Source organism: Pseudomonas sp. FEMGT703P (genome assembly GCF_002786345.1).
Lineage (GTDB): Bacteria > Pseudomonadota > Gammaproteobacteria > Pseudomonadales > Pseudomonadaceae > Aquipseudomonas > Aquipseudomonas peli.
Map to the genome: position 1 here is coordinate 945765 of NZ_PGCM01000005.1, position 24693 is coordinate 970457.

Below are 24693 nucleotides of genomic sequence, written 5' to 3' on the forward strand. Positions count from 1 at the left end.
CCGCAAATTCGTGTGGGCCGGCTGGTTCAAACCAGTTCGGCGGCATAACGGTCAGCCTTGAAGCCAACCAGGGTCTTGTTGCCGAGATCCAGCACCGGGCGTTTGATCATCGACGGTTGGGCGAGCATCAGTTCGATCGCCTTGTGCTGATCGAGGTCGCTTTTCTGCGCCTCGTCCAGCTTGCGGAAAGTGGTGCCTGCACGGTTCAGGATGGTTTCCCAACCATGCTCATTGCACCACTTTTCCAGGTTGCCACGGTCTATGCCGCAGGCTTTGTAATCATGAAAGGCGTAGCTTACCCCGTGCTCGTCGAGCCACGTGCGGGCTTTTTTCATGGTGTCGCAGGCTTTTATGCCAAACAGGGTCTTGCTCATCAGAGGCTCTTCACAAAATCACGGATACGTTCGGCTGCTGCCACGCACTCGGCCAGCGGCGCGACCAGGGCCATGCGCACACGGCCGGCCCCCGGGTTGTTGCCGTCCACTGCGCGCGACAGGTACGAACCAGGCACCACGGTGACATGCTCGCGGGCAAACAGCTCGCGGGTAAATGTTTCATCGTCTATCGGCGTTTTCGCCCACAGGTAGAAACCGCCATCCGGCCGTTGCACATCCAGGACATTGCCAAGAATCGCCAGCACCGCGTCGAACTTCTCGCGGTACAGGTCGCGGTTGGCTTTGACGTGGGCTTCGTCGCTCCAGGCGGCGACGCTGGCTAGTTGGGTTTGCACCGGCATGGCGCAGCCGTGGTAGGTACGGTACAGCAGGAAAGATTTCAGAATGTCGGCGTCGCCGGCGACGAAGCCCGAACGCAGGCCTGGCAGGTTGGAGCGCTTGGACAGGCTATGGAACACCACGCAGCGTTTGAAATCATGGCGGCCCAATTCGGCGCAGGCCGTGAGCAGGCCGGCCGGTGGGGTGCCTTCATCGAAATACAGCTCGCTGTAGCACTCATCCGCAGCGATCACGAAGTTGAATTTATCGGCCAGGGCTATCAGCTTCTTCAGCGTCGGCAGCGGAATCAGCGCGCCGGTCGGGTTGCCGGGTGAGCAGAGAAAGAGGATCTGGCAACGCTGCCAGACCTCGTCGCTGACGGCGTCGAAATCCGGGTTGAAACCATGTTCTTCCAGGCATGGCAGGTAGTGCGGCTGTGCGCCGGCAAGAAAAGCCGCGCCTTCATAGATCTGATAGAAGGGGTTGGGGCTGACTACCAGGCCATCGACATCGCGCTTGACCACCGCCTGGGTAAAAGCAAACAGCGCCTCACGTGTGCCATTGACCGGCAGCACGTGGCGCGCCGGATCGAGCACGCCGGCCGGCAGGCCAAAGCGGCGGTTACACCAGTTAGCGATGGCTTCACGCAGCGCCGGGATGCCCAGGGTGGTCGGGTAGACCGCAAGCTGGTCGAGGTTCGCGCGCAACGCCTCGGCGACAAATTCCGGCGAGCGGTGTTTCGGCTCACCGATCGACAGGGCAATCGGGCTCTTGCCGGCGGGAGCCTGTAGGGCGCCCAGCAGTGCGCGGAGCTTTTCGAACGGGTAGGGCTGCAGCTGGTTTAACGCGTCGTTCATTGTTGCTTCCTGAGGTCTGCCAGCGCCCGCATCCAGGATGGCGGGCGGCTCAAGGGTAATAAGGGGCTTTAAATAACGATTCGGCTTGGTTCGGCCTGTGTGCCTGGGGCATCGGACAGTTGCGCAACCATGGTTTCCTGCAGGCGCATGCACAGCTCGGGGTCGGACAGCGGCTGGTTGTGCGCATCGGTGACGAAGAACACGTCTTCCACTCGCTCGCCCAGAGTGGCGATCTTGGCATTCTGCAGCGACAGGTCGAAGTCGAGGAAAATCCGCCCGATTCGCGCCAGCAGGCCTGGTCTATCCGGTGCGGTGACTTCGAGGATGGTCACTGGTCGGTGCGCATCGTTATGAATGGTCACTTGCGGCGCAAAAGCAAAGTGCTTGAGCTGGCGCGGTACCCGGCGTTGGATAATGGCCGGGTAGTCGTCTGGGTTCTTCAATGCGTCGACCAAGCCCTGGCGAATCTCTTTGATCCGCACTGGGTTCTCGCCAATCGAGCCGCCTTCGCCTTCGAGCACGATGTAGGTGTCGAGGGTGAACTGGCTGGTGGAGGTGAGAATCCGCGCGTCATGGATGTTCAGGTTGAGCTGGGCCATGGCCGCCACGGTCACGGCAAAGAAGTCGTGCTGATCCTGGGCGTAGATGAAGATCTGCGTGCCACCTTCAAACTCGCGCTGGGTGGTTTCCTTGATCAGTACCAACGGCTCGCTGTTGTTGCCGTGTTGCAGGATCGCTTCGCTGTGCCAGGCCACATCCGATGCCGTGTGGCGCAGGAAGTAGTCGTCACCCAGTTGCGACCAGAGTTGCTCGGCATCATCCGGGTCGGTGCCGCCGCGCACCAGTATGTCCAGAGCGGCGATCTGCGTCAGTCGTATCTGCTCTTCGCGGTCCAGTGGGTTTTCCAGGCCGCGGCGCAGCGCACGCTTGGTCTCGGTATACAGCTGGCGCAGCAGGCTGGCGCGCCAGGAATTCCAAAGGCTGGGGTTGGTGGCGTTGATGTCGGCCACGGTCAGCACGTAGAGGTAATCCAGACGGGTTTGGTCGCCGACCAGGCGGGCGAAATCGAAGATCACCTGTGGGTCGGATAAATCCTTGCGCTGCGCTGTGGTGGACATCACCAGGTGGTGTTGCACCAGCCAGACGATCAGCTTGGAGTCCCAGTTTGGCAGCTGGTGGCGTACACAGAAGGCTTCGGCATCCACTGCGCCGAGTTCCGAATGGTCGCCGCCACGGCCTTTGCCGATGTCGTGGTAAAGCCCGGCCATATAGATCAGCTCGGGCTTGGGCAGCTTGTCGATCAGTTTGCTGGCCAGGGGGAATTTTTCCGCCAGCTCGGTCCACTTGAACTTACGCAGGTGCTTGATCAGGTTCAGGGTGTGCGCATCGACCGTATAGATGTGGAAAAGGTCGTGCTGCATCTGCCCGACAATATGACCGAATTCCGGCAGGTACAGGCCGAGGATGCCGTAACGGTTCATCCGGCGCAGGTTGCGGTGAATGCCCTGCGGGCTTTTGAACAGTTCAACGAACAGGCTGGTGTTGCGGATGTCACGGCGGAAATCATCGTCGATCAGGTGACGGTGCTCGCGCAGCAGGCGAATGCTGTTGGCGCACACGCCTTTGATGTCGGGGTGCTGCGCCATCAGCACGAAGATTTCCATGATGGCAAACGGCGTACGCTTGAAGACGTTGGGATGCGCGACCTCGATATAGCCATCACGCAGCAGGAAACGACTGTTAAGCGGCGTGGCCTGGCCAATTTCGCCGGCGTTGAGGATTTGCTCTTCGAAGTGCTGGACGATCAGATCGCTCAATTCGGCGATCGCCATCACCACGCGGTAGTACTTCTGCATAAAGCGCTCAATGGCGCGCTTGCTGTCGCTGTCTTCGTAACCCAGTAGGGCCGCTACCTTACTCTGGTGGTCAAACAGTAGGCGGTCTTCGGCGCGCCCTGCGAGCATGTGCAGTGCGTAGCGCACCTTCCAGAGGAATTCCTGGCTGGAGGCGAGCAGGGCGTATTCGCTTTCCAGCAAAAAGCCCTGGCCGACCATGGCGTGCAGGTTCAGCGTGCCGAAATGCCGGCGTGCGACCCAAAGAATGGTCTGGATATCGCGCAGGCCGCCGGGCGAACCTTTGACGTTGGGTTCCAGGTTGTATTCGGTGTCGTTGTATTTGCCGTGACGGGCGCGCTGCTCTTTGTGCTTGGCCAGGAAGAACTGCTTGCTTGGCCACATCTGCTCGGTGTTGGTGACCGCCTGCATGCGCTGACGCAGGCGCTCAGGGCCGGCGATGGTGCGGCTTTCCATCAGGTTGGTGATCACCGTGAGGTCGGCGCGGGCTTCTTCGGCGCACTCATCCACACTGCGCACGCTTTGCCCGACTTCCAGGCCGATATCCCAGAGCAGGGTAAGGAAGCGCTCGATGGGCTCGCGGAAGGTTTCGTGGTCAGCGTTATCGAGCAGGATCAGCAGGTCGATATCGGAGAAAGGGTGCAGTTCGCCGCGACCGTAGCCGCCGACTGCGAGCAGGGCGATATCGGCGTCTTCACTCCAGGACAGACGATCCCAGGCCTCGCGCAGTATCTGGTCGACAAACCAGGCGCGGTCCTCGACCAGGCGGCGTACATCGCGGCCACTGGTGAAACGCCCGTCGAGCACTTCGCGGGCGTGGCGAATGGCCTTTTTGAACGCCGCAATAGGACTGGCCTTGAGGGCCAGTTCCGCCTGGAACTGGCCGCGGTCGAACAGCTCGGGATCTACCTGCGGCATTGCAGCCTTCCTTTTATCTATAAAGCAGACTCAGCGAGCGGCTCAGGCCGATGTACGGGCGATGGTGTCATCACTGCGCAGGGTGAAGATCTCGTAGCCATCAGCGGTCACCAGAATGGTGTGCTCCCACTGGGCGGAGAGCTTGCGGTCCTTGGTGATCGCGGTCCAGCCGTCACCCAGGGTGCGGGTTTCCGGTCGGCCTTGGTTGATCATCGGCTCGATGGTGAAGGTCATGCCTTCCTTCAGTTCCATACCAGTGCCGGCGCGGCCGTAGTGCAGCACTTGCGGCTCTTCATGGAACACGGCGCCGATACCGTGGCCGCAGTATTCGCGGACCACGGAGAAACCGTTCTTCTCGGCGTGCTTCTGAATCACTTCGCCGATGTCGCCCAGGCGCGTACCGGGTTTGACCAGCTCGATACCTTTATACATGCACTCCTGGGTGATCTTGGCCAGGCGCTCGGCCCACTCTGGCACTTTGCCGACCATGAACATCTTGCTGGTATCGCCGTGGTAGCCATCTTTGATCACGGTGATATCAATGTTGATCACGTCGCCTTCTTTCAGCGGCTTGTCATTTGGGATGCCGTGGCAGACCACGTGGTTGACCGAAGTGCAGATCGACTTAGGGAAACCTTTGTAATTGAGCGGCGCAGGGATGGCCTGTTGCACGTTGACAATATAGTCATGGCAGATGCGATCAAGCTCTTCGGTGGTGACGCCGGGCTTGACGTGTTCGCCAATCATTTCCAGAACTTCGGCAGCCAAGCGACCGGCTACGCGCATTTTCTCGATTTCGTCGGGCGTTTTGATGGTGACGGTCATGTGCGGCTCTCGAACGCGAACAGAAAGGGCGACATCTTAACAGCTACAAGTCGCCAGCCATAAGCGCTACGTTAAACCTGCGGCTAACTTGGCTGCATATCTTGTTGTCTGTGAGTAGCTTGGTCCTGACTTTTATGATATAAAACGCGCCGCTTTACGGGCTGTGTGCCCGAAAGCTTAAACCCACACACGTATCGACACGGTTTCCTGGGTGCCTTGCGACAAGTTCGCCAGGTTGGAGATCGGGATGCGTGGAGGCCTAACCCGACTTATCAAGGAACTATCATGTCCCAAGTCAACATGCGCGATATGCTGAAGGCCGGTGTGCACTTCGGCCACCAGACCCGTTACTGGAACCCGAAAATGGGCAAGTACATTTTCGGCGCGCGCAACAAGATCCACATCATCAACCTTGAAAAAACCCTGCCAATGTTCAACGAAGCACTGTCCTTCGTTGAGAAACTGGCTTCGGGCAAAAACAAGATTCTGTTCGTGGGCACCAAGCGTTCCGCTGGCAAGATCGTTGCTGAAGAAGCAGCACGTTGCGGTTCGCCGTACGTCGACCATCGCTGGTTGGGCGGCATGCTGACCAACTACAAAACCATCCGCGCCTCGATCAAGCGTCTGCGTGATCTGGAAGTTCAGTCTCAGGACGGTACTTTCGCCAAGCTGACCAAGAAAGAAGCCCTGATGCGCACCCGTGATCTGGAAAAACTGGATCGCAGCCTGGGTGGTATCAAGGACATGGGCGGTCTGCCAGACGCTCTGTTCGTGATCGACGTTGACCACGAGCGCATTGCTATCACCGAAGCCAACAAGCTGGGTATCCCAGTTATCGGCATCGTCGATACCAACAGCAGCCCTGAAGGCGTTGACTACATCATCCCAGGTAACGATGACGCCATTCGCGCCATCCAGCTGTACATGGGTGCAATGGCTGACTCGGTAATCCGTGGTCGCACCAACGCTAACGGCGGCGCCGACGAGTTCGTTGAGCAAGCCCCGGCTGCAGAAACTGCTGAAGGCTAAGTAAAACGCGCTTAGCGTTTGCTTAGTTCGCAAAAAGGGGGCTTAGCCCCCTTTTTGCCACCTTGAAAACCATCGTCGACGTGCAGTTGCAATCGTTTCTGGTCATTGTCGGCAATGCGTTACGAATTGAGCGCCCGTTTTCGCGGGTGGAATGGTTAACAACCTATCCAGAGGATTTTGAAATGGCAGAAATTACTGCAGCGTTGGTTAAAGAACTGCGTGAGCGTACTGGCGAAGGCATGATGGATTGCAAGAAGGCCTTGACCAAGGCTGGCGGCGACATCGAAAAAGCCATCGACGACATGCGTGCTTCCGGCGCGATCAAAGCTGCCAAGAAAGCCGGCAACGTGGCTGCTGAAGGCGCTATCAGCATCAAGGAAGATGGCAAGACTGCCGTCATTCTCGAGGTCAACTCGCAGACCGACTTCCTGGCTCTGCAGGACGATTTCAAGAACTTCGTTGCTGCCAGCGTCGAGAAAGCCTTTGCTGACAAGATGACCGAAGTTGAGCCGCTGATCGCTGCTCAAGAAGAAGCCCGTCTGGCCCTGGTTGCCAAAACTGGCGAGAACGTCAATATCCGTCGTCTGGCGCGTATTGAAGGTGACGTTCTGGGTTCTTACCTGCACGGTAACAAGATCGGTGTTGTGGTTGTGCTCAAGGGCGGCACCGTCGACCTGGCCAAAGACATCGCCATGCACGTAGCTGCAAGCAACCCTGAATTCCTGCTGCCGTCGGAAGTTTCCGCTGAAGCCATCGAGCGCGAGAAAGCCGTGTTCGTCAGCCTCAACGAAGACAAGATCAAGGGCAAGCCGGCCGAAATCGTCGAGAAGATGGTTGCTGGTCGTATCCAGAAGTTCCTGGCTGAAGCCAGCCTGGTTGAGCAAGCCTTCGTTAAGGATCCGGAAATCAAGGTCGGTGCACTGGCCAAGAAAGCCGGTGCTGAAATCGTTTCCTTCACCTACTTCAAGGTTGGCGAAGGCATCGAGAAGCCGGTCGACAACTTTGCTGAAGAAGTTGCTGCGCAAGTAGCTGCTGCCAGCAAGCAGTAAGACGGCTAACTGCTGTTGCCCCGAAGAGGCTGCCCGCTAACGCGCGCGGCCTCTTTGTCAAATTGAGGGCACAGCTAAGCTGTGGAGTGGTTGGTGCTTTGGCACCAATGACTCAGGGCGCTGTCGAAGCGCTCGATAAAAGCGAACCGAAGGTTTGCACAGAATTCAAACGCCGCAGGAGAGACTCGCAATGGCTCAGCAGATGAGTGGTCGTCAACCGCGCTACAAGCGCATTCTGCTCAAACTTAGCGGCGAGGCCCTGATGGGGTCGGAAGATTTTGGCATCGATCCCAAGGTGCTGGACCGCATGGCGCTGGAAGTCGGTCAGTTGGTCGGTATCGGTGTACAGGTCGGTCTGGTTATCGGTGGTGGCAACCTGTTCCGTGGCGCGGCGCTCAGCGCGGCAGGTATGGATCGGGTAACCGGCGACCATATGGGCATGCTGGCCACCGTGATGAACGCCTTGGCCATGCGCGACGCGCTGGAACGTTCGAATATTCCGGCCATCGTCATGTCGGCCATTTCCATGGTTGGCGTGACTGATCACTACGACCGGCGCAAGGCGCTGCGTCATCTGAAGACCGGTGAGGTGGTGATTTTCGCCGCTGGCACTGGTAATCCATTCTTTACCACCGACTCGGCTGCCTGCCTGCGCGCCATCGAAATTGATGCCGACGTGGTGCTCAAGGCGACCAAGGTGGATGGTGTGTACACTGCCGATCCATTCAAAGACCCGCATGCCGAGAAGTTCGATCGCCTGACCTACGATGAGGTGCTCGACCGCAAGCTGGGCGTAATGGACCTGACGGCCATCTGCCTGTGCCGCGACCATAATATGCCGCTGCGCGTTTTCAACATGAACAAGCCTGGTGCCCTGCTGAACGTTGTAGTCGGCGGCGCTGAAGGCACTCTGATTGAGGAAGATAAACATGATCAATGAGATCAAGAAAGACGCCCAAGTGCGTATGCAAAAGAGCCTGGAATCACTGGTTCATGCCTTCAGCCGAATCCGTACCGGTCAGGCCCACCCAAGCATCCTCGGTGGCGTGATGGTGCCTTACTACGGCTCCGACACCCCGCTGAACCAAGTAGCTAACGTCACCGTCAAGGACGCCCGTACCCTGCAGGTTGTAGCCTTCGAGCGCAACATGCTGTCTGCTGTCGATAAGGCGATCCAGAGCTCCGGCCTGGGCTTCAACCCGACCAATCTGGGTGAGCTGCTGCTGATCTCCATGCCGGCGCTGACCGAAGAAACCCGTAAGGGCTTCACCAAGCAGGCGCGTGATGCGGCTGAAGATGGTCGTGTGGCGGTGCGCAATATTCGTCGTGACGCCCTGAGCCAGTTGAAAGACCTGGTCAAGGAGAAGGAAATCAGCGAAGACGAAGAGCGCCGTGCAGCCGACGAAATCCAGAAGCTGACCGACAAGTTTGTCGCGGAAATCGAAGTGGCAGTGAAGCAGAAAGAAGCGGATCTGATGGCCGTTTAACGGCCAGGATATCGTCATGGAAAAGACCAAAGACGGTAGTCCGTTCGCCGTGCCACGGCATGTGGCGATCATCATGGACGGTAACAATCGCTGGGCGAAGAAGCGTCTGCTGCCCGGCGTAGCCGGTCATAAAGCCGGTGTCGATGCGGTGCGTGCGGTGATCGAGGTGTGCGCCGAGGCGGGCGTCGAGGTGCTGACGCTGTTCGCCTTCTCCAGTGAAAACTGGCAGCGCCCGGCCGAGGAAGTCAGTGCGCTGATGGAGCTGTTCCTCAGTGCGCTGCGCCGCGAGGCGAAGAAACTCAATGCCAATGACATCAGCCTGCGCATCATTGGTGATCGCTCACGCTTTCACCCTGAGTTGCAGGCCGCGATGCGTGAGGCTGAAGCGCAGACTGCTGGCGACAAACGCTTTGTCCTGCAGGTGGCGGCCAACTATGGCGGTCAGTGGGATATCGCTCAGGCTGCTCAGCGCCTGGCCCGTGAAGTTCAAGGCGGCCATTTGCGCGCCGAAGACATCACCCCCGAGTTGCTGCAAAGCTGTCTGGTAACTGGCGATTTGCCGCTGCCGGATCTGTGCATTCGCACCGGTGGCGAACACCGCATCAGTAATTTCCTGCTCTGGCAGCTGGCTTACACCGAGCTGTATTTCTCCGACCTGTTTTGGCCGGATTTCAAACACGACGCCATGCGCAAAGCCTTGGCCGATTTTGCTAGCCGCCAGCGTCGCTTTGGGAAAACCAGCGATCAGGTGGCTGCTGAGGCCCGTAGCTGATGCTCAAACAACGAATTATCACCGCGCTGGTGCTGTTGCCATTCGCCCTGGGTGGCTTCTTTCTGCTCAATGGCGCGCTGTTTGCGCTGTTTATCGGCGCGGTGGTCAGTCTGGGTGCCTGGGAATGGGCGCGTCTGGCAGGCTTTACTGCGCAGGTGCAGCGCGTGGCCTACGCCGCGCTGGTGGCCGCGCTGTTGTTCGGTTTGTATTTGCTGCCCGCCTTGGCGCCTTGGGTGCTGTTGCTTGGGGTTGTCTGGTGGGTAGTCGCAACCTTTCTGGTGTTGGGTTATCCAGCCAGCAGCCGTTACTGGGCTCAGGCTCCGGTGAGATTGCTGATTGGCTTGTTGATTCTGCTGCCAGCCTGGCAGGGCCTGGTGCTGTTCAAGCAGTGGCCTGAGGCGAATTGGCTGATTCTGGCGGTGATGGTGCTGGTGTGGGGGGCGGATATCGGCGCCTATTTCGCCGGTCGGCGCTTCGGCAAACGTAAGCTGGCCCCGCAGGTGAGTCCCGGTAAAAGCTGGGAGGGGGTATTCGGTGGCCTGCTGGCGACCCTGCTGATCTGTGTGGGCGTGGCGATTTACCGTGACTGGTCGTTTGCCAGTCTGTTGCTGGGCTTGATCGGCACCGCCGTGGTGGTGTTGATCTCGGTGGTCGGTGATCTGACCGAAAGCATGTTCAAGCGCCAATCCGGAGTTAAGGACAGCAGTAATCTGCTGCCTGGCCACGGCGGTGTGCTGGATCGTATCGACAGCCTGACGGCGGCGATTCCTGTATTCGCCGCGCTGCTATGGCTGGCGGGTTGGGGCGCGCTGTGAGTCATCCGCAGCAGATTACCGTGCTTGGCGCGACCGGCTCGATCGGTCTGAGCACCCTTGATGTCATCGCCCGCCATCCAGAGCGTTATCAAGTCTTTGCGCTATCTGGCTTCAGTCGTCTGACTGAGCTGGAGGCGTTGTGCATGATCTACCGTCCACGCTTTGCTGTGGTGCCGCAGGCTCTGGATGCCCGCCACCTGCAAGAAGGTCTGCGTGCAGCTGGTCTAGCTACTCACGTGCTGCATGGCCCCGAGGGGCTGTGTGAAGTGGCAGCGCATCCTGAAGTGGATGCGGTGATGGCTGCCATCGTCGGCGCTGCCGGTTTGCCGCCGACCTTGGCAGCCGTTGAGGCTGGCAAGAAGGTGCTGCTGGCCAATAAAGAAGCCCTGGTGATGTCGGGCGCGCTGTTTATGCAGGCTGTGCGTAAAAGCGGTGCTGTGCTGTTGCCGATCGACAGTGAGCACAATGCGATTTTCCAGTGCCTGCCGGGTGACTACGCTCGCGGCCTACAGCAAGTCGGTGTGCGGCGTATTCTGTTGACCGCCTCGGGCGGGCCATTTCGCGAAATGCCGCTGGAACAGTTGCATGCGGTCACCCCCGAGCAGGCGTGCGCGCACCCCAATTGGTCGATGGGGCGCAAAATCTCGGTCGATTCGGCGAGCATGATGAACAAAGGCCTGGAGCTGATCGAGGCCTGTTGGTTGTTTGATGCCACTCCGGCGCAAATTGAAGTGGTGGTGCATCCGCAGAGCGTGATCCATTCGCTGGTCGATTATGTCGACGGTTCGGTGCTGGCCCAATTGGGCAATCCGGATATGCGTACGCCGATCAGTCATGCTCTGGCCTGGCCGGAGCGAATCGACTCGGGTGTTGCGCCGCTGGATCTGTTCGCGATTGCTCGGTTGGACTTCCAGGCGCCTGACGAACAGCGCTTTCCTTGTCTGCGCCTGGCGCGTGAGGCTGCACAAGCCGGCGGTACCGCGCCAGCCATGCTCAATGCGGCCAATGAAGTGGCGGTTGCGGCCTTTCTTGAGCGACGCATCCGCTTTCCCGAGATCGCGAGTATCATCGAAGACGTTTTGCACACTGAGCCCGCCCTGGCGGTTGAGAGCCTGGATACGGTGCTGGCTGCAGATGGTCGGGCCCGCTATCTGGCCGAACAATGGCTGAGTCGGCGCTGATCGCCGACGCGGAGAAGTTTGATGAGTGCGCTTTATATGTTGGTCGGCACCCTGGTTGCACTGGGTGTGCTGGTAACCATCCACGAATATGGGCACTTCTGGGTCGCCCGCCGTTGTGGCGTCAAGGTGCTGCGGTTTTCCGTAGGCTTTGGCAGCCCGTTGCTGCGTTGGCATGACCGCCAGGGAACCGAGTTTGTCGTGGCCGCCATCCCGCTGGGCGGTTATGTGAAGATGCTCGATGAGCGCGAAGGCGATGTGCCGCCGGAGCTGCTTGATCAGTCGTTCAATCGCAAGTCAGTCCAGCAGCGTATTGCCATCGTGGCGGCTGGTCCGGTAGCGAATTTCCTCCTAGCGCTACTGTTCTTCTGGGTTGTGGCGATGCTGGGCAGCCAGCAGGTGCGCCCGGTTATTGGCGCGGTCGAAGCGGGCAGTCTGGCCGATGTCGCTGGTTTGCAGGTCGGGCAGGAGATTGTTGCGGTTGATGGCGAGCCCACCACCGGCTGGGCTTCGGTAAATCTGCAGCTGGTTAGTCGGCTGGGTGAAAGTGGTCGGCTGGATCTAGCGGTACGCGAGCCGGGCTCCTCGGTCGACAGTCCTCGGCAGATCGTCCTGGATAACTGGCTGCGCGGTGTCGATGAGCCCGATCCCATCTCCTCATTGGGTATTCGTCCTTGGCGTCCGGCTCTGCAGCCGGTGCTGGCGCAGCTTGATCCTGAAGGTCCGGCATTTGCTGCGGGCTTGCAGGTTGGCGATCGCCTGCTTGCGCTCGACGGTCAGTCTTTGGCCGATTGGCAGCAGCTGGTGGATCAAGTGCGTGGCTTACCGGGTAAAAAGATTAGTTTGCGGGTAGAGCGCCAAGGTCAGCAGCTGGATGTGCCGTTGACTCTGGCCGCTCGCGGTGAAGCTGAGGCGCTCAGTGGTTACCTGGGTGCTGGTGTTGCGGGTGGCGAATGGCCGCCTGAGATGTTGCGCGAAGTCAGCTATGGCCCATTAGAAGCCATCGCCGAAGGTGCCAAAAACACCTGGACAATGAGCGTTCTGACCCTTAATTCACTGAAGAAAATGCTGTTTGGCGAGCTCTCGGTAAAAAACTTGAGCGGGCCGATAACCATTGCTAAAGTGGCGGGCGCTTCTGCTGAGTCAGGTTTGAGTGATTTTCTTAAATTTCTCGCCTACTTAAGCATTAGTCTGGGGGTTCTTAATTTGTTGCCTATCCCCGTGCTGGATGGGGGGCATCTGCTTTTTTATCTGGTCGAGTGGGTGCGTGGTCGCCCGCTGTCGGAACGGATACAGGGTTGGGGGATGCAGATCGGCATCAGTTTGGTCATCGGGGTGATGCTACTGGCCCTGGTAAACGACTTGGGTCGTCTGTAACCGCTGCTGAATTACGCTCTCGGTACGAACAATACGTGTCGCACTAAGCGGCAGATTTTTTATTGTCAGTTGGAATAAGAAAGGACTTCATGAAACGTCTGCTGCTACCTGCGGTGCTTGCCGCACTGATGATCACCGAAGTTCACGCCGAGTCCTTCACCATCTCCGATATCCGGGTCACCGGTCTGCAGCGCGTTTCCGCGGGTAGCGTATTCGGTGCCCTGCCACTTAATGTGGGCGCGCAAGCCGATGACCGTTCGCTGGTTGAGGCGACCCGCGAGCTGTTCAAAACCGGCTTTTTCCAAGACATTCAGCTCGGTCGCGATGGCGACGTACTGGTTGTGACCGTGGTTGAGCGTCCGTCGATTTCCAGTATCGAAATCGAAGGCAACAAGGCCATCACCAGCGAAGACTTGCTCAAAGGTCTCAATCAGTCCGGTCTGTCTGAAGGTGAGATTTTCCAGCGCGCAACCCTTGAAGGTGTGCGTAATGAGCTGCAACGTCAATACGTTGCGCAGGGGCGCTATTCCGCCGAAATCGAAGCCGAAGTGATTCCGCAGCCGCGCAACCGCGTAGCGCTAAAGATCAATATCAATGAAGGCTCGGTTGCTGCGATTCAGCATATCAACGTAGTAGGTAACTCGGTCTTTGCTGATGAGGATCTGATTGACCTGTTTGAGCTGAAGACCACTAACTGGCTGTCCTTCTTCAAGAATGATGACAAGTACGCCCGTGAGAAACTTTCCGGCGACTTGGAGCGCCTGCGTTCTTACTACCTGGATCGCGGCTATATCAACATGGATATCAGCTCAACCCAGGTATCCATTACCCCAGACAAAAAACACGTCTATGTCACCGTCAACGTTGATGAAGGCGAGAAGTACACCGTGCGTGAGGTCAAACTCAGCGGTGAACTGAAGGTTCCGGAAGAAGATGTGCGGGCCCTGCTGCTGGTTCAGGAAGGTCAGGTGTTCTCGCGCAAAGTGATGACCACCACGTCCGAACTGATCACCCGCCGTCTGGGTAATGAAGGTTATACCTTTGCCAACGTTAACGGCGTACCAGAAGCCCATGATGACGGCACTGTGTCGATTACCTTTGTGGTTGACCCGGGCAAGCGTGCTTACGTTAACCGCATCAACTTCCGTGGTAACACCAAGTCGGAAGACGAAGTGCTGCGCCGCGAAATGCGTCAGATGGAAGGTGGTTGGGCTTCGACGTACCTGATCGATCAGTCCAAGACCCGTCTGGAACGTCTGGGCTACTTCAAGGAAGTTAACGTCGAAACCCCACAGGTGCCAGGCACCGATGACCAGGTTGACGTCAACTACAGCGTGGAAGAGCAGGCTTCTGGCTCCATCACCGCCAGCGTTGGTTTTGCCCAGAACGCCGGTCTGATTCTCGGTGGCTCGATTACCCAGAACAACTTCCTGGGTACGGGTAACAAGGTCAGCGTCGGTTTGACTCGCAGCGAGTATCAGAGCAACTACAACTTTGGTTTTGTTGACCCCTACTGGACGCCAGATGGCGTTAGCTTGGGCTACAACGCCTTCTTCCGTGAAACCGATTACGACGAACTGAACACCGATGTGTCCAGCTACTCGGTGGATAGCTACGGCGTGGGCGCCAGTATCGGCTATCCAATCAGTGATACTTCGCGCCTGACCTATGGTCTGACCGTGCAGAACGACAGCATCGGTACTGGTGTGTATACGGTTGATGAGATTTTCAACTTTATCGAGCAAGAGGGGGACAGTTATCTGAACCTCAAAGCATCGGTTGGTTGGTCTGAGTCGACACTGAACCGCGGCGTACTCGCTAACCGTGGCCATTCTCAAAGTTTGGTCTTTGAAACCACGGTGCCGGGCAGTGATCTGTCGTTCTTCAAGGTGGATTACCGAGGCCAGGTCTTCAAACCGCTGACCGACACCTATACCCTGCGTCTGCACAGCCAGCTGGGTTATGGTGAGAGTTACGGTTCTACCTCTGATCTGCCGTTCTATGAACACTACTATGCCGGTGGTTTTAACTCGGTACGTGGCTTTAAGGACAGCAGCCTGGGGCCGCGCAGCACGCCTAGCCGCGGCATCAATCCTGGTACAGCCTTCGATCCTGACCAAGACCCACTGCCCTTTGGTGGCAACGTACTGATTCAAGGTGGTGCTGAGCTGTTGTTCCCTATGCCTTTCGTGAAAGATCAACGCTCTCTGCGCACTGCGCTGTTCTGGGACGTGGGTAACGTCTTCGACACCAACTGTGGCAAGTCCCAGGAAGAGTGCGGCAGCATTGATCCAGGCAACTTGGCTAGCTCTGTGGGTGTTGGTTTGACGTGGATCACAGCCCTGGGGCCGTTGAGCTTCAGCTTGGCCATGCCAATCATCAAACCGGATGATGCTGATACGCAGATTTTCCAGTTCTCTCTCGGTCAGACGTTCTAAGCGTCGGATTTTTGAATACCAACAGTTTTGCAGGAGTTGCACAGTGCGTAAGTTGACTCAACTGGTTTTGTTAAGTGTTGCCCTGCTGGCAACCCCGGCTTTTGCCGAGATGAAAGTAGCGGTACTGAACTACCAAATGGCCTTGCTCGAATCTGACGCTGCCAAGCGTTACGCCGTGGATGCCGAGAAGAAATTCGGCCCGCAGTTGAACAAGCTGAAAACCCTGGAAAGCGACGCCAAGCGCATTCAGGATCGTCTGGTTAAAGACGGCGAAAAAATGCAGACCGCTGAGCGCGAGCGCCTGGAGCTTGAATTCAAGCAAAAAGCTCGTGACTTCCAGTTCCAGTCCAAGGAACTGAATGAGTCCAAGGCCGTGGCTGATCGTGAAATGCTGAAAAAGCTCAAGCCGAATCTGGATAAGGCCGTGGAAGAAGTGATCAAGACCGGTAACTTCGACCTGGTGCTGGAGCGCGGTGCGGTGATTGATGTCAAACCTCAGTTCGACATCACCCGCCAGGTTATCGAGCGCATGAATCAGCTGCGCTGATCATGAGTGCAACGGTTTATACCCTTGGCCAGTTGGCCGAGCGTCTGGGCGCTACCTTGCGTGGCGACACAGGCAAGCCGATCAGCGGCTTGGCTACCTTGCAGGAAGCCGGCGCTGATCAGCTGAGTTTTCTCGCCAATGCGCAGTACCGCAAGTTTCTCTCGGGCTGCCAGGCTGGCGCGGTGCTGTTGACTGCGGCTGATGCCGAAGGCTATGCCGGCAATGCGTTGGTCGTTGCTAATCCCTATCTGGCCTACGCCGAACTTTCCCATCTGTTTGACCGCAAGCCTCAGGCTTTGCCTGGCGTGCACCCCACTGCTGTGGTGGCTGCGGATGCGCAGATTGATGCGACTGCCAGTGTCGGCGCCTATGCAGTGATCGAGAGTGGCGCGCAGATCGCTGTTGGCGTAACCATCGGCGCGCAGTGCGTTGTCGGCGCGCGTTCGGTGATTGGTGAGGGCGGCTGGTTGGCTCCACGCGTGACGCTGTATCACGACGTGCGGATCGGCAAACGTGTGGTTATTCAATCTGGCGCGGTGATCGGCGGTGAGGGCTTCGGCTTTGCCAACGAGAAGGGCGTGTGGCAAAAGATCGCGCAGATCGGTGGGGTGACTATCGGTGATGACGTCGAGATAGGTGCCAATACCACCGTTGACCGTGGCGCTCTGTCGGACACGCTGATTGGTAATGGGGTCAAGCTGGATAACCAGATCATGATCGCGCACAACGTTCAGATCGGCGACAACACGGCCATGGCCGGTTGTGCGGGGATTTCCGGCAGTACCAAGATTGGCAAGAACTGCATGATCGCCGGTGGTGTGGGCATGGTTGGGCACATCGAGGTGTGCGACAACGTATTTGTCACCGGTATGACCATGGTCACCCGCTCGATCACTGAGCCGGGGTCCTATTCCTCGGGTACCGCCATGCAGCCAGCGGCTGAATGGCGCAAGAGCGCAGCACGGATTCGTCAGTTGGATGATATGGCGCGCCGCCTGCAACAGTTGGAAAAGCAGCTGGCGGCCGTGACCCCAACCGCCGACACTTCATCTGATGCCTGAGCCGGTGTTTGCCGGCTTCTCTTTTTTCTCTTACAGGCTTCTCTGCACATGATGGACATTAACCAGATTCGCGAATACTTGCCGCACCGCTACCCGTTCCTCTTGGTGGACCGCGTGGCTGAGCTGGATATTGAAGGCAAGCGAATTCGCGCCTACAAGAATGTCAGCATCAATGAGCCGTTTTTCAACGGGCATTTCCCTGAGCACCCGATTATGCCGGGCGTGTTGATCATTGAAGCGATGGCTCAAGCAGCTGGGATTCTCGGTTTCAAGATGATGGACCTGAAGCCCTCTGATGGCACCCTGTATTACTTTGTCGGCTCCGACAAGCTACGCTTTCGCCAGCCAGTGGTGCCGGGTGATCAACTGATCCTTGAAGCCCGCTATCTGAGCAGTAAGCGCAGCATCTGGAAGTTCGAGTGCAAGGCCAGCGTCGACGGCAAGGAAGTCTGCTCGGCAGAAATCATCTGTGCGGAACGCAAGCTATGAGTTTGATTGACCCTCGCGCCATCATCGATCCTAGCGCCAAGTTGGCTGACGACGTCGTCGTCGGCCCTTGGTCGATAGTTGGGGCCGATGTAGAAATTGGCGAGGGTACAGTGATCGGCCCCCATGTGATTCTCAAGGGGCCGACGCGGATCGGTAAACACAACCGCATCTATCAGTTCTCTTCGGTGGGTGAAGACACGCCTGATCTTAAGTACCAGGGTGAGGCGACTCGACTGGTCATTGGCGACCATAACGTGATCCGCGAGGGTGTCACCATCCACCGCGGCACCGTGCAGGATCGCAGCGAAACCACCCTGGGTGACCACAACCTGATCATGGCCTATGCCCACATCGGCCATGACAGCGTGATCGGCAACCATTGCATCCTAGTCAACAACACTGCGCTGGCCGGGCATGTGTGGGTCGATGACTGGGCGATTCTCTCCGGCTATACCCTGGTTCATCAGTTCTGCCGTATCGGTGCGCACAGCTTTTCCGGCATGGGCACTGCGATTGGCAAAGATGTTCCGGCGTTTGTCACCGTTTTTGGCAACCCGGCCGAAGCGCGCAGCATGAACTTCGAGGGCATGCGCCGCCGTGGTTTCAGCAGCGATGCGATTGCCGCCTTGCGTCGCGCCTACAAGATCGTCTATCGCCAGGGACTTACGGTTGAGCAGGCGATGGGCGAGCTGGCCGAGTCGTCCGCAGAATTTCCAGAAGTCGCGATCTTCCGCGATTCCATTCAGGCTTCAAGCCGCGGCATTACCCGATAATTTATGACTGACCTGATGCGTGTCGCGCTGGTCGCTGGCGAGGCGTCTGGCGATATTCTCGGTGCGGGCCTGATGCAGGCCCTCAAAGCCCAATACCCACAGATCGAATTTATCGGTGTCGGTGGCCCGCTGATGCAGGCCCAGGGGCTGAATTCCTATTTCCCGATGGAGCGTCTGTCGGTGATGGGCCTGGTCGAGGTTCTGGGCCGTTTGCCTGAGCTACTGTCACGGCGCAAGCGCCTGATCAACACCCTGATCGAGGCCAAACCGGACGTATTTATCGGCATCGATGCGCCGGATTTCAATCTGACCCTTGAGCTCAAGTTGCGTCAGGCGGGCATCAAGACCGTGCATTACGTCAGCCCGTCCGTATGGGCCTGGCGGCAGAAGCGTGTGCTGAAGATTCGCGAGGCCTGCGACCTGATGCTGACCCTGTTCCCGTTTGAGGCGCAGTTCTATCAGGATCATCAGGTGCCGGTGCGCTTTGTCGGCCATCCGCTGGCCGATACCATCCCGCAGCAGGCGGATCGTGCTGCTGCCCGTGAGGCGCTGAATTTGGCACAGGATCAGCCGGTGGTCGCCCTGATGCCGGGCAGCCGTGGCGGCGAAGTGTCGCGCCTGGGCAGCCTGTTTCTCGATGCCGCCGTGCGGTTGCGCACCTTGCGCCCTGGTATCCAGTTTGTTCTGCCGTGCTCAAGCCCGGAGCGTCGTGCGCAGCTTGAGCAGATGCTGGTTGGCCTTGATCTGCCGCTCACCTTGCTCAATGGCCGCTCCCATGAGGCGCTGGCGGCCTGTGATGCGGTGCTGATCGCCTCCGGTACGGCGACCCTTGAGGCCCTGCTGTACAAGCGGCCGATGGTGGTGGCCTACAAGGTTGCGCCGCTGACCTACCGCATCCTCAAACGCCTGGTCACCAGTGCCTATATCTCCCTGCCGAATCTGCTGGCCGAGCGTTTGCTGGTACCCGAGATGATTCAGGACGCTGCGACGCCTGAAGCATTGGCCCAGTTGCTGGCTCCGCTGCTGGATGGCGGCGAGGTGCAGACCGAAGGCTTTGATGTGATTCACCGCGCGCTGCGTCGTGACGCCTCGGTGCAAGCGGCCCAAGCTGTGCTGCAACTGACAGGGCGCGGCTGATGCAGCTCGGGCTGGATTTCACTCTGGTGCAGGAGTTGGTGGCTGGCGTCGATGAAGTCGGCCGTGGCCCGCTCTGCGGCGCGGTGGTGACGGCGGCGGTGATTCTCGATCCGGCGCGGCCGATTCTCGGCCTGAACGATTCGAAAAAGCTGACCGAGGCGCGTCGGGAGAAACTTTTCGACGAGATTCGTGAAAAAGCTCTGGCCTGGTGCATCGCCCGCGCTGAGGTCGAAGAAATCGATCAGCTGAATATCCTGCAGGCCACCATGCTGGCCATGCAGCGCGCGGTCGAGGGCTTGAGCGTCACGCCCAAGCTGGCACTGATCGATGGTAATCGCTGCCCGAAACTGCAGGTGCCCAGCGCAGCTGTGGTCAAGGGTGATAGTCAGGTGCCAGCGATTGCAGCAGCGTCGATCCTGGCCAAGGTCAGTCGTGATCGTGAGATGCAGGCGCTTGATCAGCAGTACCCCGGTTACGGCATCGCCGGCCACAAAGGCTATCCCACCCCGGTACACCTGGAAGCGCTGCGACGCCTTGGGCCAACCCCGATTCACCGGCGCTCCTTTGGTCCGGTACGTGCGTTGTTAGACGACTGACGCAACGCTTCTGAGATTCCCTCGTTATCCTGTGCCGGGTAGCGCTTGTCGCGCGCTGCTGCGGTTGTACAATCCCTGCCTTGTCGTTTTTGCGTTTTGTATAGGACTGCCATGACCCCTTCGTTCGTCCACCTGCGTTTGCACACCGAGTTTTCCCTAGTCGATGGGCTGGTGCGGGTCAAGCCACTGATCAAATCGGTGGCGGCAGCGGGAATGCCGGCGGTAGCGGTTACCGATATGAGCAATATGTGCTCGTTGGTGAAGTTCTATAAGGCGGCCATGGGCGGCGGCATCAAGCCGATCTGCGGCGCCGATATCTGGCTGGCCAGTGCCGATGAAGATGGTCCGCTGAGCCGCATGACCCTGCTGGCGATGGATGCCAAGGGCTATCGCAACCTCACTGAACTGGTCTCGCGCGGCTGGAGCGAAGGGCAGAGCAATGACCTGGTGATCATCCAGCGTGACTGGGTCAAGGAAGCGGCCGAAGGCCTTATTGCGCTCTCTGGTGCAAAAGAAGGCGAAGTCGGCCATGCCTTGCTCGATGGTGAGCCAGCGGCGGCTGAAGCCTTACTGCGCGAGTGGATGGAGGTGTTCCCCGAGCGTTTCTACTTGGAAGTGCAGCGCACCAATCGGGTCAACGACGAAGAACATCTGCACGCTGCGGTGGCCCTGGCTGACAAGGTCGGCGCGCCGCTAGTGGCGACCAACGATGTGCGCTTTATCAAGCAGGACGATTTCGCCGCCCACGAAACCCGCGTGTGCATTGGCGAAGGCCGCAGCCTGGATGACCCGCGCCGTCTGCGCACTTATTCCGATCAGCAGTATCTAAAAAGTCCGGAGGAAATGGCCGAGCTGTTCAGTGACTTGCCGGAAGCGCTGGAAAACACCATCGAGATCGCCAAGCGCTGCAATATCGAAGTGCAGCTGGGGAAATACTTCCTGCCAGATTTCCCGGTGCCGGCCGGGCTGACCATGGACGAATACTTTCGCCAGGTCTCGTTTGAGGGCTTGGAGGAACGCCTGGCTGTGCTCTGGCCAAAGGAAACCACACCCAATTACGAAGAGAAGCGTCAGGTCTACATCGACCGGCTGAATTTCGAGCTGGATATCATCATCCAGATGGGCTTCCCCGGTTACTTCCTGATCGTAATGGACTTTATCAAGTGGGCGAAGAACAACGGCGTGCCGGTGGGCCCAGGCCGTGGGTCGGGTGCCGGTTCGCTGGTGGCCTACGTACAGAAGATCACCGACCTCGACCCGCTGGCCTATGACCTGCTGTTTGAACGTTTCCTCAACCCGGAACGGGTTTCCATGCCCGACTTCGACGTCGACTTCTGCATGGATGGTCGCGACCGGGTAATCGATTACGTGGCCGAGAAGTACGGCCGTAATGCGGTGAGCCAGATCATCACCTTTGGCACCATGGCGGCCAAGGCGGTGGTGCGCGACGTGGCGCGGGCGCAGGGCAAGTCCTATGGCCTGGCCGACCGCCTGTCGAAGATGATTCCTTTCGAAGTCGGCATGACTCTGGAAAAGGCCTACGAGATGGAGGAGCCGCTGCGCGACTTCCTCAAGGTCGACGAAGACGCCCGTGAAATCTGGGAAATGTCGCTCAAGCTCGAAGGCATCTGTCGTGGTACCGGTAAGCACGCGGGCGGCGTGGTTATCGCGCCGACCAAACTTACCGACTTCTCGCCGATTGCCTGCGATGACGAGGGTGGCGGCCTGGTCACTCAGTTCGATAAGGACGACGTGGAGTCCGCGGGCCTGGTGAAGTTCGACTTCCTCGGTCTGCGTACCCTGACCATCATCAAGTGGGCAATGGAGACCATCAACCGCGAGCAGGCCAAGAAGGGCTTGCCTGATCTGAATATCGACTTTATCCCGTTGGATGACAAGCCGACGTTCAGCATGCTGCAGAAGGCCGAGACCACTGCGGTGTTCCAGCTTGAATCACGCGGCATGAAGGAGCTGATCAAAAAGCTCAAGCCGGACTGTCTGGAAGACATGATCGCTCTGGTGGCCCTGTTCCGTCCGGGGCCGTTGCAGTCGGGCATGGTGGATGACTTTATCAACCGTAAGCACGGTCGCGAGCCGATTTCCTACCCGCATCAGGACTATCAATACGCGGGTCTGGAGCCGGTGCTCAAGCCGACCTACGGCATCATCCTGTACCAGGAACAGGTGATGCAGATCGCTCAGGTCATGGCCGGCTACACCCTCGGCGGTGCAGACATGCTGCGCCGCGCTATGGGTAAGAAAAAGCCCGAGGAGATGGCCAAACAACGCGGCGGCTTTATCGAAGGCTGCGCAAACAATGGGATCGATGCGAACCTGGCGGGTAACATCTTCGATCTGGTGGAGAAGTTCGCCGGTTACGGTTTCAACAAATCTCACTCCGCGGCTTATGGCTTGCTCTCGTACCAGACGGCCTGGCTTAAGGCGCACCACTCGGCGGCCTTTATGGCGGCGGTGTTGTCGGCGGATATGCACAACACCGACAAGGTGGTCACCCTGATCGAGGAGTGCCGCAGCATGAAGCTGCGCCTCGATGCGCCGGATGTGAACATCTCCGAGTTCAAGTTCACGGTTAACAACGAAGGCTGGATCGTTTACGGCCTGGGCGCGATCAAGGGCGTCGGCGAGGGGCCGGTGGAGGCCATTGTCGAGGCGCGTCAGGACGGACCGTTCAAGGACCTGTTCGACTTCTGCTCGCGGGTCGACCTCAAACGCATCAACAAGCGCACCCTTGAGGCGCTGATTCGCAGCGGTGCGCTGGATCGTCTGGGGCCGCACTTCCATGAAGAATTGAAAGCCTACAAGGCCAATATCGACCGCAATCGTGCGGTATTGCTAGGCGCGATGGAGGAGGCCGTGCAGGCCGCCGAACAGACCGCGCGCAGCGCCGAGAGCGGGCATATGGACCTGTTCGGCGGGGTGTTTGCCGATGCCGAGGCGGATGTCTATCTCAATCATCTACGGGCTCGCGAACTGACGCTGAAAGAGCGCCTCAAAGGTGAGAAAGACACCCTGGGCCTGTACCTGACCGGTCACCCGATTGATGAGTACGAAGGCGAAGTGCGGCGGTTTGCCCGCCAGCGCATCGTCGACCTCAAAGCCGCACGCGGCGATCAGACGATTGCCGGTCTGGTGGTCAACCTGCGGGTGATGAAGAACAAGAAGGGCGACAAGATGGGCTTTATCACCCTCGATGACCGTTCCGGGCGTATCGAGGCCTCTCTGTTTGCCGAAGCTTTTAACAGTGCTCAAGCCTTGTTACAGACCGACGCCCTGGTGGTGGTCGAAGGCGAGGTGAGCAATGACGACTTTTCCGGTGGCCTACGCCTGCGCGCCAAGCGGGTGATGAGCTTGGAAGAGGCGCGTACCGGCCTGGCCGACAGCCTGCGCCTGAAGGTCGCCAGCAGCGCCTTGCAGGGTGATCGTCTGCGTTGGTTGGCCGACTTGTGCGGCCGTCATCGCGGCGCCTGCCCGATCACCGTCGACTACAGCGGCAGCGACGCCAAGGCGCAATTGCAGTTTGGCGAAGGCTGGCGCATTGAGCCGGCTGACAGTCTGATTCAGGCATTGCGTGACCAGTTCGGTCGCGACAACGTCTTTTTGCACTACCGCTGATTTGCGAAGCTCAGGCTTCGCTGGTCGGTCGTGATACCCAGCGGGTTCTGTATTGAAGGCTTTCGTACAGAACCGGGTGTCGACCTGAATGCGCCTGCTGCTATAAGGTAGGGCGCGATAACGGATACAGCTCCCGGCCACTTGGCCGTCGACGCAAGACGGATGACTATGAACCCGAATTTTCTCGATTTCGAACAGCCGATCGCCGACCTGCAAGCCAAGATCGAAGAGCTTCGCCTGGTCGGTAACGACAACTCGTTGAACATCAACGATGAAATCGCCCGCCTGCAGGACAAGAGCAGCTCGCTGACCGAAAGCATTTTCGGCAACCTGAGCAGCTGGCAGATCGCTCAGCTGGCGCGCCACCCACGCCGTCCTTACACCTTGGATTACCTGCAGCACATCTTTACCGAGTTCGATGAGCTGCATGGCGACCGCCACTTCTCCGACGACGCGGCCCTGGTGGGCGGCGTTGCCCGCCTGGATGGTGAGCCGGTGATGGTGATTGGTCACCAGAAAGGCCGTGAGATTCGCGAAAAGGTGCGCCGCAACTTCGGCATGCCGCGTCCGGAGGGCTACCGCAAGGCGTGTCGCCTGATGGAAATGGCCGAACGTTTCAAGATGCCGATCCTGACCTTTATCGACACCCCGGGTGCCTACCCAGGCATCGACGCCGAAGAGCGCAACCAGAGCGAAGCCATCGCCTGGAACCTGCGCGTTATGGCGCGCCTGAAAACCCCGATCATCGCCACTGTAATCGGTGAGGGTGGTTCCGGTGGTGCCTTGGCGATTGGCGTATGCGATCAGCTGAACATGCTGCAGTACTCCACCTATTCGGTGATCTCGCCGGAAGGTTGCGCCTCGATTCTGTGGAAGACCGCAGAAAAGGCGCCAGATGCCGCCGAGGCCATGGGTATTACGGCCGAGCGCCTGAAAGGCCTGGGCATTGTTGACCAGGTAATCGGTGAACCACTTGGCGGCGCACACAGCGACCCAGCTGCCGCCGCCGAGTCGGTGCGGCAGGCCTTGCTGACGCAGTTGTCCATGCTCAAGACCTTCGATACCGACGCGCTGCTCAAGCGTCGTTATGAGCGTCTGATGAGCTACGGAATTGCCTGATTGCTCGGTAGCTGCGCATACAACGGG

The 24693-nt window shown here is 58.6% G+C and carries 21 protein-coding genes; 17 read left to right on the forward strand and 4 right to left on the reverse strand.

The window, feature by feature from the left end:
• Positions 1-26: 26 nt before the first annotated feature.
• The 4 genes from CUR33_RS08240 to map all read right to left on the reverse strand — a co-directional run bounded on the left by CUR33_RS08240 (position 27) and on the right by map (position 5166).
• Positions 27-374: an ArsC family reductase gene (locus CUR33_RS08240; RefSeq protein ID WP_289239274.1), complete on the reverse strand. Its 348-nt coding sequence runs from the start codon at positions 372-374 to the stop codon at positions 27-29.
• Positions 374-1570: a succinyldiaminopimelate transaminase gene (gene dapC / locus CUR33_RS08245; RefSeq protein ID WP_289239275.1), complete on the reverse strand. Its 1197-nt coding sequence runs from the start codon at positions 1568-1570 to the stop codon at positions 374-376. Before dapC ends, CUR33_RS08240 begins: the two co-directional genes overlap by 1 nt.
• 68 nt (positions 1571-1638) lie before the next feature.
• Entirely contained in the window at positions 1639-4341 is a 2703-nt protein-coding gene (locus CUR33_RS08250; RefSeq protein ID WP_289239276.1) for a [protein-PII] uridylyltransferase, read from the reverse strand.
• Positions 4342-4383: 42 nt separating this feature from the next.
• Positions 4384-5166, reverse strand: coding sequence for a type I methionyl aminopeptidase (gene map / locus CUR33_RS08255; RefSeq protein WP_090248397.1), 783 nt, complete (start codon positions 5164-5166; stop codon positions 4384-4386).
• A gap of 285 nt (positions 5167-5451) precedes the next feature.
• On the opposite strand from map, the gene rpsB reads away from it, so the two are divergent.
• The 17 genes from rpsB (at position 5452) to CUR33_RS08340 (ending at position 24666) form a co-directional block, all read left to right on the forward strand.
• Positions 5452-6195, forward strand: a complete 744-nt coding sequence (gene rpsB, locus CUR33_RS08260; protein WP_090248396.1) for a 30S ribosomal protein S2 — start codon at positions 5452-5454, stop codon at positions 6193-6195.
• Between the two features lie 182 nt (positions 6196-6377).
• The gene (gene tsf / locus CUR33_RS08265) at positions 6378-7244 is read left to right on the forward strand and encodes a translation elongation factor Ts (RefSeq protein WP_160085136.1); all 867 of its coding nucleotides are present in this window, start codon (positions 6378-6380) and stop codon (positions 7242-7244) included.
• Between the two features lie 190 nt (positions 7245-7434).
• A complete protein-coding gene (pyrH, locus tag CUR33_RS08270) occupies positions 7435-8184 on the forward strand; it encodes a UMP kinase (RefSeq protein ID WP_090248393.1) in 750 nt (249 codons plus the stop codon).
• Positions 8174-8731, forward strand: coding sequence for a ribosome recycling factor (gene frr / locus CUR33_RS08275; protein WP_090383231.1), 558 nt, complete (start codon positions 8174-8176; stop codon positions 8729-8731). The genes pyrH and frr overlap by 11 nt, the downstream gene beginning before the upstream one ends.
• Positions 8732-8747: 16 nt before the next feature.
• Positions 8748-9503: a polyprenyl diphosphate synthase gene (gene uppS, locus CUR33_RS08280; protein ID WP_090248390.1), complete on the forward strand. Its 756-nt coding sequence runs from the start codon at positions 8748-8750 to the stop codon at positions 9501-9503.
• The gene (locus CUR33_RS08285; protein ID WP_289239277.1) at positions 9503-10318 is read left to right on the forward strand and encodes a phosphatidate cytidylyltransferase; all 816 of its coding nucleotides are present in this window, start codon (positions 9503-9505) and stop codon (positions 10316-10318) included. The genes uppS and CUR33_RS08285 overlap by 1 nt, the downstream gene beginning before the upstream one ends.
• Positions 10315-11499, forward strand: coding sequence for a 1-deoxy-D-xylulose-5-phosphate reductoisomerase (gene ispC, locus CUR33_RS08290; RefSeq protein WP_289239278.1), 1185 nt, complete (start codon positions 10315-10317; stop codon positions 11497-11499). Before CUR33_RS08285 ends, ispC begins: the two co-directional genes overlap by 4 nt.
• Before the next feature lie 21 nt (positions 11500-11520).
• Complete coding sequence (gene rseP, locus CUR33_RS08295) at positions 11521-12873, forward strand: sigma E protease regulator RseP (RefSeq protein ID WP_289239279.1); 1353 nt, start codon at positions 11521-11523, stop codon at positions 12871-12873.
• An 89-nt stretch (positions 12874-12962) separates the two neighbouring features.
• Positions 12963-15311: an outer membrane protein assembly factor BamA gene (bamA, locus tag CUR33_RS08300; protein WP_282875323.1), complete on the forward strand. Its 2349-nt coding sequence runs from the start codon at positions 12963-12965 to the stop codon at positions 15309-15311.
• Between the two features lie 43 nt (positions 15312-15354).
• Positions 15355-15858, forward strand: coding sequence for an OmpH family outer membrane protein (locus CUR33_RS08305; RefSeq protein WP_090248384.1), 504 nt, complete (start codon positions 15355-15357; stop codon positions 15856-15858).
• Complete coding sequence (lpxD, locus tag CUR33_RS08310; protein WP_289239523.1) at positions 15858-16919, forward strand: UDP-3-O-(3-hydroxymyristoyl)glucosamine N-acyltransferase; 1062 nt, start codon at positions 15858-15860, stop codon at positions 16917-16919. The genes CUR33_RS08305 and lpxD overlap by 1 nt, the downstream gene beginning before the upstream one ends.
• Positions 16920-16967: 48 nt before the next feature.
• Entirely contained in the window at positions 16968-17408 is a 441-nt protein-coding gene (gene fabZ, locus CUR33_RS08315; protein WP_160015687.1) for a 3-hydroxyacyl-ACP dehydratase FabZ, read from the forward strand.
• Entirely contained in the window at positions 17405-18181 is a 777-nt protein-coding gene (lpxA, locus tag CUR33_RS08320; protein ID WP_289239280.1) for an acyl-ACP--UDP-N-acetylglucosamine O-acyltransferase, read from the forward strand. Before fabZ ends, lpxA begins: the two co-directional genes overlap by 4 nt.
• 3 nt (positions 18182-18184) lie before the next feature.
• Positions 18185-19318: a lipid-A-disaccharide synthase gene (gene lpxB / locus CUR33_RS08325; protein WP_289239281.1), complete on the forward strand. Its 1134-nt coding sequence runs from the start codon at positions 18185-18187 to the stop codon at positions 19316-19318.
• A complete protein-coding gene (gene rnhB / locus CUR33_RS08330; protein ID WP_289239282.1) occupies positions 19318-19914 on the forward strand; it encodes a ribonuclease HII in 597 nt (198 codons plus the stop codon). The genes lpxB and rnhB overlap by 1 nt, the downstream gene beginning before the upstream one ends.
• Positions 19915-20025: 111 nt before the next feature.
• Positions 20026-23547: a DNA polymerase III subunit alpha gene (dnaE, locus tag CUR33_RS08335; RefSeq protein ID WP_289239283.1), complete on the forward strand. Its 3522-nt coding sequence runs from the start codon at positions 20026-20028 to the stop codon at positions 23545-23547.
• A 168-nt stretch (positions 23548-23715) separates the two neighbouring features.
• Positions 23716-24666: an acetyl-CoA carboxylase carboxyltransferase subunit alpha gene (locus CUR33_RS08340; RefSeq protein ID WP_160085127.1), complete on the forward strand. Its 951-nt coding sequence runs from the start codon at positions 23716-23718 to the stop codon at positions 24664-24666.
• The last annotated feature ends 27 nt before the right edge of the window (positions 24667-24693 follow it).